The organism is Priestia sp. ST2 (genome assembly GCF_055810735.1).
Genome location: NZ_JBVVNT010000005.1, coordinates 77275 through 93329, shown reverse-complemented (window position 1 = coordinate 93329; position 16055 = coordinate 77275). Strand labels below are relative to the sequence as shown.

Sequence of the window (16055 nt, the reverse complement as noted above, 5' to 3'; positions counted from 1 at the left end):
TTGTGTGATTATGATGCTGATTTTTGTTTTCTTACTCTTAATTTTTTTAACTCCGTTTGGAAGAATAGATACAGTGATGCAACTGTAAATACACTAAATCCAATTATTTCAAGGGGTTCTCCACCAGCTTCAAATAGCTTAACCAAGCCTTCACCGCATAACTCTCCTCCAATAAAAATAAGGAAAACACCAAGCGCTTTAAAAATAATCCACAGGTTCAGCTTAATAGCTGTTTTGAACAGAATGTATGTAATAACGATGGCCAGCAAAATGCCACTTATACTGCCGAATACAATAGAAGAGGCGTGTTGATTCACTTGTGTCAGATTAAAAATAATTAGTTCTGTTCCTTCACGAAAGACGGATAAAAAGGCTAAAACGATTAATCCCCATTTGGAAGAGCTTCTGGAAATTTTTGATGTAACCGAAGATGTCATTTCTTTGCTCCGATGCAACCACAGAATAAAGTAAGCGATAAGACCTGCAGCTAAAAGCATCATGACTCCTTCAAAAATTTCTTCTGACTCTTCTTCTAACTCTCTCGCCTCATTAAAGCCAATAAAGCCAAATACTAAGCTGAAAATAAGGCCAGCAGCAGCGCCAATGAAGACGGAATACTTTAAGTCTTTTCGGCCAATTTTTGTAACATGAGCTAAAATAATTCCAATAATAAGTGACGCTTCTAAACCTTCACGAAGCGACAAAGCCAAACTCGACCACATAAAAAGCTCCCCTTACTTTAAATGATAGTAATAATTAAATTCTCTCTAATTTTAATGATAATGATTATCGTTGTCAATTTGTTTTTTTTGCTCTTTAATAAAAATCTAATATAGGATTTTTCAGACTAAAGTATGAAGGTATTTCATTATAAAGTCGTTCGAAACGCACGAAAAAAGCGAATAAAATAAGAGTATGAACAATCAGTGGAGGTTTTAGTATGAGTTATACTCTTTTTATAAAAGCAAATGACAGATCGGCAAGTGAAGCGGTTAGCATGAAATTATATGATGCATTTTTAAAAAGCTATCAACAATCGCATCAAGATGAAGAAATAATAGAGCTAAATTTGTTTAAAGAAGAACTTCCTTATTTAGGTGCCGACATGATAAACGGTCAGTTTAAATTAGCAAGAGGGCTAGAAGTGACGGCAGCGGAAAACAAAGCAGCAGCAACTGCTAATTCCTACTTAGAACAATTTGTGAGAGCAGATAAAATTGTTATCGCCTTTCCGCTTTGGAATTTTACTGTGCCAGCCGTGCTTCATACGTACCTTGATTATTTAAATCAAGCAGGCAAAACGTTTAAGTATACGCCCGAAGGTCCGGTGGGATTACTAGGCGATAAAAAAGTGATGTTATTAAACGCGCGAGGCGGAGTGTATTCAGAAGGTCCAGCAGCTGAGGTCGAAATGGCCGTTAAATATGTCAGCAGCGTACTTCAATTCTTTGGAATCACGGATGTGAACTCTGTTATTATTGAGGGACATAATCAGTTTCCAGATCGTGGGCAAGGCGAAGACTCCTGCCGGAAAAGCGGAACAGGTGAGACACCGCAGGAGCGCAAGTGAAGAGGAGGCTCAGCGGTCGCCCGCGGAAAGCAACAGCGGTGTCACAAGCGGTCCATACCAGCGCCTTTATCCCATTTGTCCTTATTTAGATTAAATTGATTTATTATGTGTCCATCTTTTCTTTATATTTTTACTGTATATCCTAAAAAATAATAGGTAAAATGAATAAAAAATATAAAAGATATTCGCCTTATCTATAGGAGGAGCAGAGATGGATATTCGTCAGCTTAATTATTTTTTAGAAGTCGCTAAATTAAGGAGCTTTACTAAAGCATCTCAAAGTCTCCATATTTCACAGCCGACCTTGAGCAAAATGGTGAAAAACTTAGAAGAAGAATTGGAAGTAGAATTAATTGATCGGTCCGCAAGACAGATTGATTTAACGGATGCCGGGGAAGTGGTGTATGCGCAAGGACAAAAAGTCATGGCATCCATTGATGAGCTATCGACTTATTTATATGATGTGATGAATCTGAAGAAAGGAATGATTAAAATTGGAATTCCTCCATTGATTGGAGTTCTGTTCTTTCCAAAGATTATCAAAGGGTTTCAGCAGCTTTATCCAGATATTACGATTAAACTTATTGAATACGGAGCCAATCGTGTTCAAAAAGCAGTAGAAAAAGGAGAGTTAGACTTAGGTGTAGCGGTGCTTCCGGTAAATGAACATCTTTTTGATATTAATCCTTTTATCTCTGAAAAAATGCTTTTATATGTTCACCATTCCCATCCTTTAGCCTCTAAAACTCATGTGGAAATTAATGAATTGGCCCAAGAGAAATTTATTTTATTTAATGAAGATTTTACGCTTCACGACCGGCTTATTCATGCATGTCAACAAGCAGGATTTGAACCTAACGTAGCTTACGAGAGCTCTCAATGGGATTTTATTGGTGAAATGATTGCCGAAAACTTAGGAGTATCTATCTTTCCACAGTCCATTGCGGCAAAAGTAGATTCCTCTATTGTAAAAGCAGTTCCTATTACTAACCCTTCAATTTCATGGGATTTAGGATTGATTTTAAAAAAAGATAAGTATATTTCATATGCCTCTAAGCAATTTCTTCACTATATGAATGAACAGCATTCTGCTTTATATAGATAAAATGCATATGTTGTATTGAATATATGTATTTTACGAAAGAGAGAACGTGCGTTAAAGTAGATAGTGTAGAAAACATACAAGAAAACAAACATTGATTCCGCGCGGTGTCAGTAAAAAATACGGAGGTTGATTTTACATGGCACAAGATAGTTATCAAAAAGGTTTAGATAAATTAATGGAATATACATTAACGAGTAACGATGATATTTCAACTCATTTAAAAATTACAGAAGACTTAAAAGACCTAGCTCCTGACGTTGGGAAATATATTATTGAATTTGCCTATGGAGACATTTATTCACGGCCGGGTCTAACCAATAAGCAACGAGCATTAGTTACCATTTCATCATTAGTCACTCAGGGTACAGAGCCTCAGCTTGAGCTGCATTTAAATACAGGTTTAACAGCTGGACTAGAGCCGAAGGAGATTGTGGAGAGCATTATTCAATTAATCCCATACACAGGCTTCCCTCGCGTGTTAAATGCTTTAAGCGTAGCCAAGAAAGTATTCGCTCAGCGTGACGTGGAAGTAGAGGCAGATGAAAAAGAGCTGGTAGAAAATAAATAATAAGCACAACAAAGACGCTCTAAAAGAGCGTCTTTGTTTATACGAGCTGCTTTTGTTTGGTTTCTTTTCCTAGAAAAACAACCGAACCAACACCGATTAAAATAGCTCCACAAAAGATTGAGAACGTAACGGTTAAAGACGTACCTTGCGTTGACATATATCCAACTAACAGCGGCCCTAAAATTCCTCCAATTCGTCCAAAAGAAGCAGCCATTCCAGCTCCTGTGCCTCGGATAGATGTCGGATATTGCTCAGGTGTATACGCGTATAAAGCACCCCAAGCACCTAAGTTGAAGAAAGACAACAGCATACCTGCTGTTAGCAGCAGCCAAAGTGACTCCGCATTTCCGAAGATATATGCGCTGGCAGCCGTACCTAACAGATATGTGACCAATACGAATTTTCGGCCCATGCGTTCAATAAACCAAGCAGCCGTATAATAGCCAGGCAGTTGAGCTAATGTCATAATCAATACGTATTCAAAGCTTTTGATCAAGCTAAAACCTTTAATGACCATGACGCTAGGTAGCCATAAAAACATGCCGTAATATGAAAATACAACGCAAAACCACAGAACCCAGAGCATAATGGTAGATTGACGATAAGGCTTAGACCACACGCTTCTTACATTGTCCGCAATCGACGGTTTCTTTTCTTTTGTCGCTTCCACAAACTGAGGAGAATCGGGCAGTTTAATGCGCAAATAAATGGCATAAAACGCTGGAATAGCCGTTAGGATAAGCGCTAGCTGCCACCCGTAAGCTGGGATTACAAAATAAGAAATAAGCGCTGCCAGTAGCCAACCGAACGCCCAAAAACTTTCTAACAGCACGACCACTTTACCGCGTTTTTCCGGCGCCACGGTCTCAGAAACAAGTGTAGAAGCAACAGGCAGCTCTCCTCCTAAACCCATTCCAATTAAAAATCGAAATACTAAAAAAGCAGCAAGGGTAGTAGTAAGAGCCGAAAGGCCGCTTGCCACTGAAAAAAGAACAAGAGTTACAATAAAAACAGTTTTTCGCCCAATTCGATCAGCCAGTAACCCAAACACCAAAGCTCCAACCGCCATTCCGATCGAGTTAACGCTGCCTATCCAACTCATTTCAGTAGGGGAAAGTCCCCATTCAGCGTGAAGAGCTGCAATGATAAAAGACAAAATGCCAACATCCATTGCATCAAAGAGCCACCCGAGCCCTGCGATGCCAAGAAGCTGACGTTCTGATAATTGTTTTGTTTTCATGTCTTCCTCCTAGAAGCAAAGAATTTTGCTTTAAGTTTACACCTGTCTTGACATAATGTCACGTCTATTTTAAAGAAAAAATTCAAACGGAAAAGCTCTATACCTACTGGTATAGAGCTAATTTTATTCTCACATTTTATCGTAAAGCATTTTTCCAGGCCACGTATACGCCATATGACCGCCGTCTACAGTAATGCAATCACCTGTCACATATGAGCTGTCATCAGATGCTAAAAATAATACAGCACCGGCTACTTCTTCCGGTTTTCCTAGACGCCCCATCGGATCGACCCATTCATATGCTTTTCTGAATTTTTTTCCTTCTTCAGCGCCTGATAAATCATCAAGAAGAGGTGTTTCGATTGTTCCAGGAGCAATTGAGTTAACGCGAATACCTTCACGAGCGTAGTCAATTGCCATGGTTCTTGTTAGGTTGGTAATAGCACCTTTCGCCGCGTTATAGCCAGAACGATCTAAGTCTGCTGCCAGTCCGGACACAGATGAATTATTAATAATCGATCCGCCATTTTCTAACATCAGCGGAATAACGTATTTGCTTACAAGAAACGTTCCGCGTAAATCTACCGACATTAAGCGATCCCAAAGTTCTACTGGATATTCGTGAAGCTTGCCGCCTTCTGTGTCTGTACCGGCATTATTAAAAAGAATGTCCACTTTACCAAATTTCTTTTCAATTTCTGCTGTCAATTCTTTTACTTTTTCTTCTTCAGCTACATCGATATAGTAGGCGTAGGCTTCACCGCCAGCATCTTTAATTTCTTGTGCTACTTTTTTCACACCGTCTAAATTAATATCGGCACAAATAACAACCGCGCCTTCTTTCGCGAAGCGCTCAGCGGTTGCTTTTCCTATGCCAGAGCTTGACCCTGTAATAACAGCAATTTTTGATTCTAAACGTCCCAATTGTATCCCTCCGAAAAAATAAATATATAAGTATGTATGTTCATGTACCCATCTATTATTTTGATAAAACGTCGCTAGTTTATACGTATGTGAATAAGAATAAAGAGGGGCAGCGAAAATAAATCCATTGTATAATGAACAGCAGTATGTTAGAAAAAATGAGGTGTTTGCATGAAAGCAATCATAAAAAGTTTTATTAATGGGCTCTTAACGATTGTTCCTATTATCCTCGTTATTTATATTTTGGTAAGAGTGTTTAATTTTTTAGACAGCATTTTAGGAAACGTATTGAAGCCCTACATGAAGCAGGATTATATACCGGGGGTTGGGATCTTAGCGACTCTTGTCTTAATTACGTTCTTAGGATGGTTATCAACTCGTTTTTTTGCAGGGAAAATCATTAACTTAATTGACCGGTTGTTAGAAAGAATACCGCTTGTTAAAACGCTATATATCGTCATTAAAGATACGCTTCAATCTTTTCTTGGAGAAAAAAAGTCCTTTTCAAAAGTAGTTTTAGTGATGATGCCCGGCACGTCAATGAAAGTCATAGGGTTTGTGACCTCTGAAGAAGTAGAAGAGGTGATTCACTCGTTAAAAGACCACGTAGCCGTCTATGTTCCGCAAACTTTTCAAGTAGCTGGTTTTACTTTTTTGATTCCAAAAGAAGAAATTGAATGGTTAGATATTAAGCCGGAAGAAGCAATGAAGTTCGTGTTATCTGGGGGAGTATCTAGTTCAAAAGCAGAAAAATAACAGAAGGCTTGTTGAAGCCTTCTGTTATTTTTGTTGGAGTAAGGCTGTTAAAAGATTAAGCGGTTCTTCCAACGGTTTAAGTTCCGTTAAATTTCCAACCATGCCTTTTACAATAGCAGCGGTAGGCTTATCTTTTTTTAGCTCCGTTTGTAAAATGTGAAAGCTGTCTGCGTGTTCATCAGAAATATGATCGCTGGTGTCTAGCAGATGTTTAATTTCCTCAAGAGCTTGTTTTACCTGCTCATTTTTACTGAGAAAAGTCGTTCTTTCCTTTCCATATATATCTTCACCAAAAGAAGCAGGAATAAGGGGACGAGGTTTTCTAGCTAATAAATCTTCTACTAATACATCAACTCGATCCATTATGTACTGTGCTACTTCTTTAAATGTAAGTTCGAATTGATTGAAGATAATAATTTCTAAAAAGGAATGATGAATACCTTCAATCATTTTCGTTAAATCCGAGATATAAGGAGTTACGTCTTCTCCGTATACGCTAACGAGGCTTTTGCGATGAAAGTAAAACGTTTCTCGCTGCATTTTATGAACAAAGGTCTCCACTTCTTTGTTAAATGGAATAGATTTTTCACGAATTTGCATGATAATAAAATCTCTGTGCTCCGTAATAAATTCATAGAAATAGATGAGCTGATTCATATAGCGGCTGCGGGCATCGTTTACTTCCTCGTCGAGAGCATAAACAGAGCTAAACAGCTTTTCATAGTAAAAGTTTAGAATTGATAATAAAAGTGCATCCTTAGATTTGAAGTGCAGGTAAAATGCACCTTTTGAAATGTTGCATTCATCTACAATTTCTTGCACAGAGGTAGCATTAAATCCTTTTTTTGCAAAAAGCTTAATCGAAGCTTCAATTATTCTCTTTTCTTTTTCTTTCATGTATTCTACCTCCTTTATTGAACAATTTAGCCATTCATTTCGTTAGATAATAGTATCATACACTAAAAAAGATAAAGGTATATATCAAAGTTAAAACCGGGAGTCAGTTCCTTTAAAAAACGATTTATCGTAAATATGTCTTTATTATGAACATGTTAGGAGAAAGCCTGCTTAGGGTTGACACTGACCGGTTAGTCATTTATATTTTAAGTTGTTGTGACCGATCAGTCAATTTTATTAGTATACATATATTTGAAGGAGGATATGCATTGGGGAAGTTTATTAAATTTTCATTGAAAAATAAATTTGCAGTATGGCTGTTAACACTCTTTGTCATTATTGCAGGGCTGTATTCAGGGTTTAATATGAAGCTAGAGACCATTCCTGATATTTCAACGCCTGTTGTAACAGTCAGTGCAACTTATCCGGGAGCCACTCCGGAACAAGTGGCAGATAAGGTGAGTAAGCCGATTGAACAAAAGCTTCAGGGACTGAGCGGCGTTGACACAGTTAGCTCATCTTCTTATGAAAATATGGCTACTATTCAAGTTGAATATAGCTTTAGTAAAGATATGGAGAAGGCAGAAGACGAAGTTAGACGAGCTCTTTCAAACGTAGATCTGCCAGATGATGTAGAGGAACCAAATGTTTCAAGACAAAGCATTAGTGATTTTCCGATTATTTCATTAAGCGTTTCAGATGATAAAAAATCATTAGAAGAATTAACGAAGTATGTAAAAAATACTGTTGTTCCACAAGTTGAAAAAGTGCAGGGGATTTCTTCGGTCAGCGTGTCAGGAGAACAAGTTGAAGAAGCAGAACTTGTATTCAAACAAGACAAGCTCAAGCAGCTGGGACTCGATGAAGATACGGTGAAAAAGCTTATCCAAGCATCTGATGCAAAAGTGCCGGCTGGTACGTATACGATGGATGGATCTCAAAAATCTGTTGTGGTAGACGGAAAGATGACAACAGAAAAAGATTTGGAAAACTTAGAGATTCCAGCTGTGCCTAGTCAAGGAGCTGCTCGAGATCAGCAACAAGGAATGAGCCAGCAGCAGACACAAGGAGCCGTTCAGCAGGCGCCGTCCGCAGCTTCTATTCCCACTGTGAAATTAAAAGAAATTGCGGATATTAAAGTGACGGGGAAAGCAGAATCTATTTCTCGCACGAATGGAAAACCTTCAATTGCTGTACAAGTTGTCAAAGCGAAGGATGCGAACACAGTAAATGTTGTAAATGATATTAAAGAAAAAATGAATAGCCTAGAAAAGAAAAACAAAGACCTTCATGTTGACAATATTTTTGATCAAGGTAAACCGATTGAAGATTCTGTTCATACGATGCTAAATAAAGCTATTATCGGTGCGGTCTTTGCGGTTATTATTATTCTTTTATTTTTACGTGATATTCGTTCAACGATTATTGCCGTTATTTCGATTCCGCTTTCGTTATTAATCGCCATTTTAGCGCTCAAATCAATGGATATCTCTTTAAATATTATGACGCTCGGAGCGATGACTGTAGCCATTGGAAGGGTTGTAGATGATTCCATTGTCGTTATTGAAAATATTTACCGCCGCATGGCTTATCAGGAAGAAAAGCTTAAAGGAAAAGATTTAATTGTCGCGGCAACGAAAGAGATGTTTGTTCCAATTTTCTCTTCTACAATCGTAACCGTGGCCGTATTCTTACCGTTAGGTCTAGTAGAAGGACCGGTAGGAGAGCTATTCTTACCGTTTGCGTTAACCGTTGTTTTTGCACTGTTAGCATCACTGCTAGTAGCGGTAACACTCGTGCCAATGCTTGCTCATTCGTTATTTAAAACAAATGTAAAAGTAAAAGAAGAAAAACCAAGCAAACTAGCGCACGGATATAAGCGAATTTTGAACTGGACGCTAAACCATAAGCTTATTTCCTTTGGGTTAGCCGTACTACTGTTAGTAGGAAGTTTATTCTTAGTTCCTTCTATTGGCGTGAGCTTCTTATCATCCGATCAAGAAAAAACGCTGACGCTTACGTATACACCGAAAGCCGGACAGTCTCAAAGCGACGTAGAAAAAGCAGCAAATCGCGCAGAAGCGTACTTGATGAAGCGAGATGGTGTCAAAACGGTTCAGTATTCGTTCGGTGAAGGTAACTCTTTTAATCCGGGAAGCAAAAATAACGTTTTAACATTTGTGCAATATGACGAGGATACACAAAACTTTGATAAAGAGCAGGATAAAGTATTAAAAGCTCTTAATAAACAAGCGAATCAAGGTGAATGGGGCTCAATGAATACGGCGTCTAGCGGTAGCAATAATTCATTAAACGTCCTTATTTACGGAGATAGCTTAGATGAAATCAAACCTTATGCTGATAAAGTTCAGCATGTTTTAGACAAGCATAAAGAACTGAAAAATGTCGATTCTACGCTTTCAGATACGTTTGATGAATATACGCTAGTACCGAATCAAAAGAAAGCCGCTAAACTGGGCTTGTCTGCTAGTCAAATCGGCATGCAAATTTCGAACCTTGGCCAGCGTGAAGTATTAACGACTATCCAAAAAGATGGAAACGAAATTAACGTATACCTTCCAAAAGAAAAAGAGGATTTCTCTACTTTTACCGAACTTTCAAGCACAAAAGTGACCTCTCAAACTGGACAGGAAGTTACATTAAATGAAGTTGTCGATATTAAAAAAGGTAAAACATCGAATACGGTAACTCGCCGTGATAATAAAATTTATGCAGAGGTAAGTGCCGATATTAAGAGTGACGATGTAGGCGGCGTTTCTTCTAACGTTCAAAAAGAAGTGAAGAAAATTGATTTGCCAAGTGATATGGATATTAACTTTGGCGGAGCATCAGAGCAAATTAATGACTCATTTAGTCAATTAGGAATTGCTATGCTCGCAGCCATAGGTATCGTGTACTTCGTACTAGTACTGACATTTGGTGGAGGGCTAGCACCGTTTGCTATCTTATTCTCACTTCCATTTACACTTATTGGTGCACTAGTGGCGCTGTTAATATCTGGAGAAACAATCAGCATTTCTTCGATGATTGGAGCTCTTATGCTGATTGGAATTGTGGTAACCAATGCAATTGTTCTGATTGACCGCGTGATTCATAAAGAGCAAGAGGGTCTGTCGACGCGTGAAGCGTTACTAGAAGCTGGAATGACCCGTCTTCGCCCGATCTTAATGACAGCTATTGCAACGATTGGTGCACTGCTTCCATTAGCGTTTGGATTTGAAGGTGGAGGCCTTATTTCAAAAGGGCTAGGGGTTACGGTAATCGGAGGACTAACAAGTTCTACGCTGCTTACGCTCATTATCGTTCCAATTGTCTATGAGTTTTTTATGAAGTTTAAGCGCAAAAAAGTAAAAAAGTAGAAGCAAAACAAATTTCCGCTTTTGAGGTGAATAGCGATGAAGTCAATTGATAAACTAATGAAACAGCTGATTCAACAAGGAATTAAAGCAAAGAAAGTAACGATTGATAAATCAAAGCGCCAGCAGTGGATGTCCATGTCATTGCCTAAAACGGCATGGCAGCATTCAAAATAAAAAAGAGCTGACTTAGAGTCAGCTCTTTTTTTATTAACGATCTGTATCTTCAAATGATCCTTCTTGATAGGCGTCGCTTACTTGCTCATGTGTTTCTGCTAGGCCTTGTGAGAGTGCATCTTGTCGGTTATAATCTTCTGTTTCGAACTGACGGTCAGCCATTTCATTTGTATCAGGCTGCTTTTTAGGCTGTTTTTTTGAATTCATTTTCACCACTCCTATTTAATAAAGTGAGACCACGGTTAGTGTGCGATGAAAGGAAATACATTATACATGCAAAAAGAGCTTCGGTTCGTCGAAGCTCTTTCTTTCATATTATTATTGTTTTTTATCTAAGAAGATTTTTTCAATATCATCAAGTACGATATTAGCTGCTAACACACCGCCTGCTGTATTCCAAGTAGCATCATCTACTTTATGAACATGGTCTTCTTGAGCTACTTTTAACTTTTTGAAAAGCGGATCGTTTATCCATTCTTTTTCAAGCTTTGTTGCTTCGCCGTCTCCCGTTTCATAAGAGAAGTAGAATAGCTGATCGCCGTCCATTGCCGGAATGCGTTCTTTTGTTGCATTCATTTCAGCAAAATCATTTTTGTCTTGAGATTCAGGGCGAGCAAAGCCAAGCTGATCTAAAATAACGCCTGAGAACGAATCTTTATGATAGATACGAACGTCTCCAGCTGTAAAGCGTACAACTGAGATTTTTTGTTTTAACTGATCACCAAGACGTTTCTTTAAATCTGCTACGCGATTGTCATAGTCAGCTAATACTTCTTTACCTTTTTCTTCTTTATTCACAGCTTTTGCATATAACTTAAAGTTTGATTTCCAGTCTCCGCGCAGCTCTTCAGAAAATACAGTCGGAGCAATTTGACTCAGCTGATCGTATACTTTTTCTTGGCGCATCTTATTTCCGATAATCAAGTCAGGTTTTAAAGCTGCGATTGCTTCTAAGCTTGGTTCGCTTTCTGTACCTACACTTTTAACGCCTTTCATCTGACCTTTAATATGGTCATACCACGGATTTCCTAACCATGATTGAACAGCACCCACAGGCTTTACACCCATTGCAAGAAGAGCTTCAGTACCTTCGTTTGTTAAAACGACCACTCGTTTAGGTGTTCCTTTAATCTCTGTTTTATCCATTGCGTGTTTTACTGTATAAGTTTCGCCAGAACCCTCAGTTTTTTCTTTTTTATTATCGTCAGCGCTGTTTGAATTACCGCAGGCTGCCAGCACAAGCAGTGTCATAATGGTAAGAATAGATAACAAATATGACAACTTGCCTTTAGAATATGTATTCACATCTCTTCCTCCTCTTAAGTGATAATGATTTTCATTAACAATTAAGATAATATTCTAACTTTTAAGCGGTGTCAATTAAAAATTGAAAATGATTCTCAAAATCATTGACACTTTTTTCAATGTTTCCTAAACTAAAGGTTAGATATATAGGAATCATCTTAGAGGAGAGCAATGAAAATGATGCTACGCAGTGTTCAAATGAAAGTAATGGGGCTCATCATTGGAATCATGCTGCTTTTAATCTGTATTGGATTAAGTATCGTACTCGGATACACAGATACAAGTATCAAGACAGCATTTGAAGCTTTTCAAGCGTTTAACGGTTCGAATGAGCACATAGTTATTCAAAATATTCGATTGCCGCGCGCTATAATCGGTGCTGTGGTAGGTATTTGTTTAGGAATTGCAGGAGCAATGATGCAGGCGTTAACGAAAAACCCACTTGCTTCACCAGATATTATTGGTGTGAACGCTGGGGCCAGCTTTTTTATTGTTGTTGCAGTGATGATTTTTTCGGTCAATTCACTTCAAGCTTTTACATGGATTGCATTTTTAGGAGCGGCATTAACCGTAGTGGTTGTCTATTTTCTTGGGTCCATCGGAAAAGAAGGATTAACGCCTATTAAATTGACGCTCGCAGGAGCGGCTATTGCAGCCTTTTTCTCTTCTTTAACACAAGGTCTGCTGGCTGTCGATGAATCTTCACTTGATCAAGTTCTCTTTTGGCTGGCTGGGTCTGTTCAAGGGCGCAAGGTGGAAATGCTGTATGACATACTGCCTTATGTAGTGCTAGCAATTATTGTCACGTTTTTTATTGCTTCAAAAATTAATATTTTAACGATTGGTGAAGATGTAGCTAAAGGATTAGGTCAAAGAACAGCTCTTGTGAAAATTATAAGCGGGATCATTATTGCCATTTTAGCTGGTGGAGCCGTTGCAGTAGCCGGTCCGATTAGCTTTGTTGGAATCATTGTTCCTCATGTTGTAAGAGCAATTGTAGGACAAGATTATCGCTGGGTATTTCCCTATAGTGCGGTTGCCGGCGGGATTTTAATTTTATTAGCTGATGTTGCGGCTAGATATGTCATTATGCCTCAAGAAATCCCTGTTGGAGTCATGACTGCTGTTATTGGTACACCTTTCTTTATCTACATGGCAAGGAAAGGGGCCAAGGCGTCATGAAAACATACTTATCTCTTCGCTTAAAGCGGATTTCATTTTTAATTAACATAAAAGCAGCTTTGATTATCACTGGTTTTTCAGCTGCACTTATTGCTCTTTTTTTATTAAGTGCAGGTACGGGTGACTTATTTATCAATCCCTTTCGTGTGATTAACATTTTAGCGGGTCATGGACTGGAGTTTGAACGGTTAGTTGTTACCTCCTTTAGACTTCCGCGCATTATCGTTGCCATTTGTGCCGGTATTTGTTTAGCCATTGCAGGTGCTATCTTGCAGGGGCTTGTGCGAAATCCGCTTGCTTCACCAGACTTAATTGGATTAACAGGGGGAGCGTCAGTCGGTGTAGTGTTATTTTTGACACTATTTAGTGATAAAAGCAACTCGTTAACCGTAAGTATTAATTGGATGCCTGTTAGCGCATTTTTAGGTGCATTGGCAGTGGCGCTTTTACTTTATGTGTTTGCCTGGAAAAATGGCGTCTCTCCTATTACACTAGTATTAATAGGAATTGGATTAACAGCGTTAACGAAAGCTATGACCACGCTGTTTATGATTATGGGTCCTATCTATCGCGCAAGCCAGGCAAATATTTGGATTACAGGAACGGTGTATGGCTCAAACTGGGCCAGTGTTTCCGTACTAGTTCCTGTTACAATAGGGCTGGTTATAATCACGATTTTAATGATTCGAAATTTAAATGTTCAAGAATTAGGTGAAGAAATTGCGACTAACGTTGGAAGTCGCGTTCAAAAAAATCGATTGGCACTATTACTGATGAGTACAGCTTTAACAGGAAGCGCCGTTGCATTTGCCGGCGGGATTAGCTTTGTAGGATTGCTTGCTCCACATATTGCCCGAAAGCTGGTAGGTTCTTCGTTCGGAGCTTTAATACCGCTATCGGCACTAATCGGAGCGATTTTAATCACAGCAGCAGATTTAATTGGCCGAACATTTTTCTTGCCAATCGAAGTGCCAGCAGGTGTATTTACAGCTGCAATTGGCGCACCGTACTTCATTTATTTACTATACAAACAAAGAAACGTATAGCATTCTTTGTAGAAGGAGCGATTCGCATGCATTCGTTAGAAACAAAATCGCTAACATTATCATATGGAGAAGCGATGATTATAGATGAGCTTGACGTTACCATCCCAAAGGGTGAGATTACGGTTTTTATCGGCAGTAATGGATGCGGAAAATCTACGCTGCTGCGTTCACTAGCAAGACTATTAAAGCCACATGCAGGCTCTATTTTACTAGAAGGCTCTAAAATTTCCTCTCTTCCGACCAAGGAAATTGCAAAGCAGCTAGCAATTCTTCCGCAAGGTCCTGTTGCACCTGAAGGGCTGACAGTGCTTCAGCTTGTTAAACAAGGGCGCTATCCGTATCAAAATTGGTTCCGTCAGTGGTCTCAAGAAGATGAAGAAAAAGTACAAAATGCACTCGAAGCAACAGGGTTAGCAGACTTGGCTGATCGTCAAGTTGATTCGCTTTCTGGAGGACAGCGTCAGCGCGCATGGATTGCTATGACATTAGCACAAGATACGGATATTATTTTACTTGATGAACCGACAACGTATTTAGATATGACGCATCAAATTGAGATCTTGGACTTGTTGTTTGAACTGAATGAAAAAGAAAATCGTACCATCGTAATGGTGCTACATGATTTAAACTTAGCCTGCCGCTATGCTCATCATATTGTGGCGCTTCAAGATAAAAAAATCTATGCACAGGGAAGACCAGAAGAAGTCATTAACTGCGATTTAGTACAGCGAGTCTTTAATATGAACTGTGAAGTGACGGTGGATCCGTTATTTGGAACGCCTCTTTGTATTCCTCATGGGCGCGGACGATGTATTGTGAATAAGCTGCGCGTTGAAACGCAGCATGCTCAATAAGAAAGAGCAAAGCGAGTTAGCAGAAAAATTCCGCTGTACGTTTAAAGATAACTCGCTGTATAGGTTGTCTCCCTCCAGCTGCATGGATGAAAGCACGCTGCGGATGCAGCTGCTATGGATTCAACAGACGATGGAGGCTGATAACTTGAGAGCAGCTGCCTCCATGTTAGCTAAGCGGTATAGCTTTGTTGTGGTGGCGGCTTTGTATTCATTTATTGTGTTTCAAAAAAAGATAAATGCATCGACTAAAAATGTTTCGTTGCATACAGAAGACGCTGAAACGATGTGGCTCCCAAAAGTGTTCATCTCAGAAACTGAGACGAAAGAAGTAACAGAGGACAATCGGAAAATTCTTCTTGATGAACTTCTTGATGAATTGTTTGCTCATCACATTGAGCAGATATGGTCATCACTGCGTAAAGTGACAAAAATCTCGAAGCTGACGCTGTGGGAAAACGTAGCTGTTTATATCCACTGGCTTTGTGATTTGCTTTTAGCAAATAAAGAAATAGAAAATGTGCAAGTACAAAAGAATTTACGATATGTGTTGGAAGAAGCTGAGGGTCATCACTTTGGTTCATACCATCATAATCCGTTTGCTAGGTACAGTTCACCTCTTCAAGTAGAGAAGCAAAAGCAGGAGATAAGAGGTCGGCAAACGTGCTGTTTGTCTTACCAAACAGGAGATAAAAAGACTTATTGTCGAACGTGTCCGGTTATTTGTAAACCAAAGAAAGGAGTGATTGTGCATGAGTAAAACCTTTCAAGAGCAATTCGACGGTTTAATTGAAAAGTATACGGAACTAATGGTTGGTCAAGGTGACGAGCAGCTACAAGAAAAAGTAAAAATGTGGGCACTTTACAACCATATCTCAAAATCCATGCCGCCTTTAACCAAGCATTGGAATCAATTATATCCAGAAGCAAAAGCGGAAATGGTCGAGATTGTGAAGGAAATAAAAGAGCTGAATGAAGCGCATCGAGCGTCACAGCGAAAACCAGAATAAAAACATTCATCACAAAGCTGATGGATGTTTTTTTATCCAAAAGCTCT

Annotated in this window: 17 protein-coding genes; 11 read left to right on the top strand and 6 right to left on the bottom strand. The window is 39.0% G+C overall.

The window, feature by feature from the left end; genetic code table 11:
* Positions 1–8: 8 nt before the first annotated feature.
* Positions 9–722 carry an FTR1 family iron permease gene (locus AC0KUU_RS21915; RefSeq protein ID WP_043977283.1) on the bottom strand — a complete coding sequence of 238 codons (714 nt, stop codon included), beginning with the start codon at positions 720–722 and terminating at the stop codon, positions 9–11.
* Between the two features lie 218 nt (positions 723–940).
* On the opposite strand from AC0KUU_RS21915, the gene AC0KUU_RS21910 reads away from it, so the two are divergent.
* From AC0KUU_RS21910 to AC0KUU_RS21900, 3 genes are all read left to right on the top strand, one after another.
* Positions 941–1570, top strand: a complete 630-nt coding sequence (locus AC0KUU_RS21910) for an FMN-dependent NADH-azoreductase (RefSeq protein ID WP_473453060.1) — start codon at positions 941–943, stop codon at positions 1568–1570.
* Positions 1571–1781: 211 nt separating this feature from the next.
* Complete coding sequence (locus AC0KUU_RS21905) at positions 1782–2675, top strand: LysR substrate-binding domain-containing protein (protein ID WP_230183992.1); 894 nt, start codon at positions 1782–1784, stop codon at positions 2673–2675.
* 136 nt (positions 2676–2811) lie between these two features.
* On the top strand, positions 2812–3243 hold the full coding sequence (locus tag AC0KUU_RS21900; RefSeq protein WP_016765843.1) for a carboxymuconolactone decarboxylase family protein: 432 nt from the start codon (positions 2812–2814) through the stop codon (positions 3241–3243).
* 37 nt (positions 3244–3280) lie between these two features.
* On the opposite strand, the gene AC0KUU_RS21895 is transcribed toward AC0KUU_RS21900, so the two are convergent.
* Positions 3281–4483: an MFS transporter gene (locus AC0KUU_RS21895; protein ID WP_162215072.1), complete on the bottom strand. Its 1203-nt coding sequence runs from the start codon at positions 4481–4483 to the stop codon at positions 3281–3283.
* 129 nt (positions 4484–4612) lie between these two features.
* Positions 4613–5407, bottom strand: coding sequence for an SDR family oxidoreductase (locus AC0KUU_RS21890; protein WP_322552531.1), 795 nt, complete (start codon positions 5405–5407; stop codon positions 4613–4615).
* A gap of 171 nt (positions 5408–5578) precedes the next feature.
* On the opposite strand from AC0KUU_RS21890, the gene AC0KUU_RS21885 reads away from it, so the two are divergent.
* Positions 5579–6163 (top strand): DUF502 domain-containing protein, encoded by a 585-nt coding sequence (locus tag AC0KUU_RS21885; RefSeq protein WP_043977273.1) that lies wholly within the window; start codon positions 5579–5581, stop codon positions 6161–6163.
* A gap of 24 nt (positions 6164–6187) precedes the next feature.
* Here AC0KUU_RS21885 and AC0KUU_RS21880 read toward each other — a convergent pair whose 3' ends face one another.
* Positions 6188–7060, bottom strand: coding sequence for a TetR/AcrR family transcriptional regulator (locus tag AC0KUU_RS21880; protein ID WP_013085359.1), 873 nt, complete (start codon positions 7058–7060; stop codon positions 6188–6190).
* Between the two features lie 269 nt (positions 7061–7329).
* On the opposite strand from AC0KUU_RS21880, the gene AC0KUU_RS21875 reads away from it, so the two are divergent.
* Together AC0KUU_RS21875 and AC0KUU_RS21870 are read left to right on the top strand one after the other, a co-directional pair.
* Positions 7330–10440, top strand: a complete 3111-nt coding sequence (locus AC0KUU_RS21875) for an efflux RND transporter permease subunit (RefSeq protein WP_043977269.1) — start codon at positions 7330–7332, stop codon at positions 10438–10440.
* A 36-nt stretch (positions 10441–10476) separates the two neighbouring features.
* Complete coding sequence (locus AC0KUU_RS21870; protein ID WP_014457868.1) at positions 10477–10614, top strand: hypothetical protein; 138 nt, start codon at positions 10477–10479, stop codon at positions 10612–10614.
* 33 nt (positions 10615–10647) lie between these two features.
* Here the strand turns inward: AC0KUU_RS21870 and AC0KUU_RS21865 are convergent, their stop codons facing one another.
* Together AC0KUU_RS21865 and AC0KUU_RS21860 are read right to left on the bottom strand one after the other, a co-directional pair.
* On the bottom strand, positions 10648–10821 hold the full coding sequence (locus AC0KUU_RS21865; RefSeq protein WP_013085357.1) for a YozQ family protein: 174 nt from the start codon (positions 10819–10821) through the stop codon (positions 10648–10650).
* Positions 10822–10932: 111 nt separating this feature from the next.
* Positions 10933–11919 carry an ABC transporter substrate-binding protein gene (locus tag AC0KUU_RS21860; protein ID WP_034648466.1) on the bottom strand — a complete coding sequence of 329 codons (987 nt, stop codon included), beginning with the start codon at positions 11917–11919 and terminating at the stop codon, positions 10933–10935.
* A gap of 177 nt (positions 11920–12096) precedes the next feature.
* Here AC0KUU_RS21860 and AC0KUU_RS21855 point away from each other — a divergent pair, with 177 nt between their 5' ends.
* From AC0KUU_RS21855 to AC0KUU_RS21835, 5 genes are read left to right on the top strand one after another with little or no spacing between them, the layout of a single operon-like run.
* A complete protein-coding gene (locus AC0KUU_RS21855; RefSeq protein WP_043977266.1) occupies positions 12097–13101 on the top strand; it encodes a FecCD family ABC transporter permease in 1005 nt (334 codons plus the stop codon).
* Positions 13098–14147 (top strand): FecCD family ABC transporter permease, encoded by a 1050-nt coding sequence (locus tag AC0KUU_RS21850; RefSeq protein WP_043977265.1) that lies wholly within the window; start codon positions 13098–13100, stop codon positions 14145–14147. Before AC0KUU_RS21855 ends, AC0KUU_RS21850 begins: the two co-directional genes overlap by 4 nt.
* Positions 14148–14173: 26 nt before the next feature.
* Complete coding sequence (locus tag AC0KUU_RS21845) at positions 14174–15001, top strand: ABC transporter ATP-binding protein (RefSeq protein WP_013059664.1); 828 nt, start codon at positions 14174–14176, stop codon at positions 14999–15001.
* Positions 14991–15758: an IucA/IucC family C-terminal-domain containing protein gene (locus AC0KUU_RS21840; RefSeq protein ID WP_322552530.1), complete on the top strand. Its 768-nt coding sequence runs from the start codon at positions 14991–14993 to the stop codon at positions 15756–15758. The genes AC0KUU_RS21845 and AC0KUU_RS21840 overlap by 11 nt, the downstream gene beginning before the upstream one ends.
* Positions 15751–16008 (top strand): YusU family protein, encoded by a 258-nt coding sequence (locus tag AC0KUU_RS21835; protein ID WP_322552529.1) that lies wholly within the window; start codon positions 15751–15753, stop codon positions 16006–16008. The genes AC0KUU_RS21840 and AC0KUU_RS21835 overlap by 8 nt, the downstream gene beginning before the upstream one ends.
* The last annotated feature ends 47 nt before the right edge of the window (positions 16009–16055 follow it).

Excerpts from the sequence above, each read along its gene's own strand:
- AC0KUU_RS21915 (WP_043977283.1), bottom strand. The coding sequence starts at position 722 with ATGTGGTCGAGTTTGGCTTTGTCGCTTCGTGAAGGTTTAGAAGCGTCA.
- AC0KUU_RS21910 (WP_473453060.1), top strand. The coding sequence starts at position 941 with ATGAGTTATACTCTTTTTATAAAAGCAAATGACAGATCGGCAAGTGAA.
- AC0KUU_RS21905 (WP_230183992.1), top strand. The coding sequence starts at position 1,782 with ATGGATATTCGTCAGCTTAATTATTTTTTAGAAGTCGCTAAATTAAGG.
- AC0KUU_RS21900 (WP_016765843.1), top strand. The coding sequence starts at position 2,812 with ATGGCACAAGATAGTTATCAAAAAGGTTTAGATAAATTAATGGAATAT.
- AC0KUU_RS21895 (WP_162215072.1), bottom strand. The coding sequence starts at position 4,483 with ATGAAAACAAAACAATTATCAGAACGTCAGCTTCTTGGCATCGCAGGG.
- AC0KUU_RS21885 (WP_043977273.1), top strand. The coding sequence starts at position 5,579 with ATGAAAGCAATCATAAAAAGTTTTATTAATGGGCTCTTAACGATTGTT.
- AC0KUU_RS21880 (WP_013085359.1), bottom strand. The coding sequence starts at position 7,060 with ATGAAAGAAAAAGAAAAGAGAATAATTGAAGCTTCGATTAAGCTTTTT.
- AC0KUU_RS21870 (WP_014457868.1), top strand. The coding sequence starts at position 10,477 with ATGAAGTCAATTGATAAACTAATGAAACAGCTGATTCAACAAGGAATT.
- AC0KUU_RS21865 (WP_013085357.1), bottom strand. The coding sequence starts at position 10,821 with ATGAATTCAAAAAAACAGCCTAAAAAGCAGCCTGATACAAATGAAATG.
- AC0KUU_RS21855 (WP_043977266.1), top strand. The coding sequence starts at position 12,097 with ATGATGCTACGCAGTGTTCAAATGAAAGTAATGGGGCTCATCATTGGA.
- AC0KUU_RS21850 (WP_043977265.1), top strand. The coding sequence starts at position 13,098 with ATGAAAACATACTTATCTCTTCGCTTAAAGCGGATTTCATTTTTAATT.
- AC0KUU_RS21845 (WP_013059664.1), top strand. The coding sequence starts at position 14,174 with ATGCATTCGTTAGAAACAAAATCGCTAACATTATCATATGGAGAAGCG.
- AC0KUU_RS21840 (WP_322552530.1), top strand. The coding sequence starts at position 14,991 with ATGCTCAATAAGAAAGAGCAAAGCGAGTTAGCAGAAAAATTCCGCTGT.
- AC0KUU_RS21835 (WP_322552529.1), top strand. The coding sequence starts at position 15,751 with ATGAGTAAAACCTTTCAAGAGCAATTCGACGGTTTAATTGAAAAGTAT.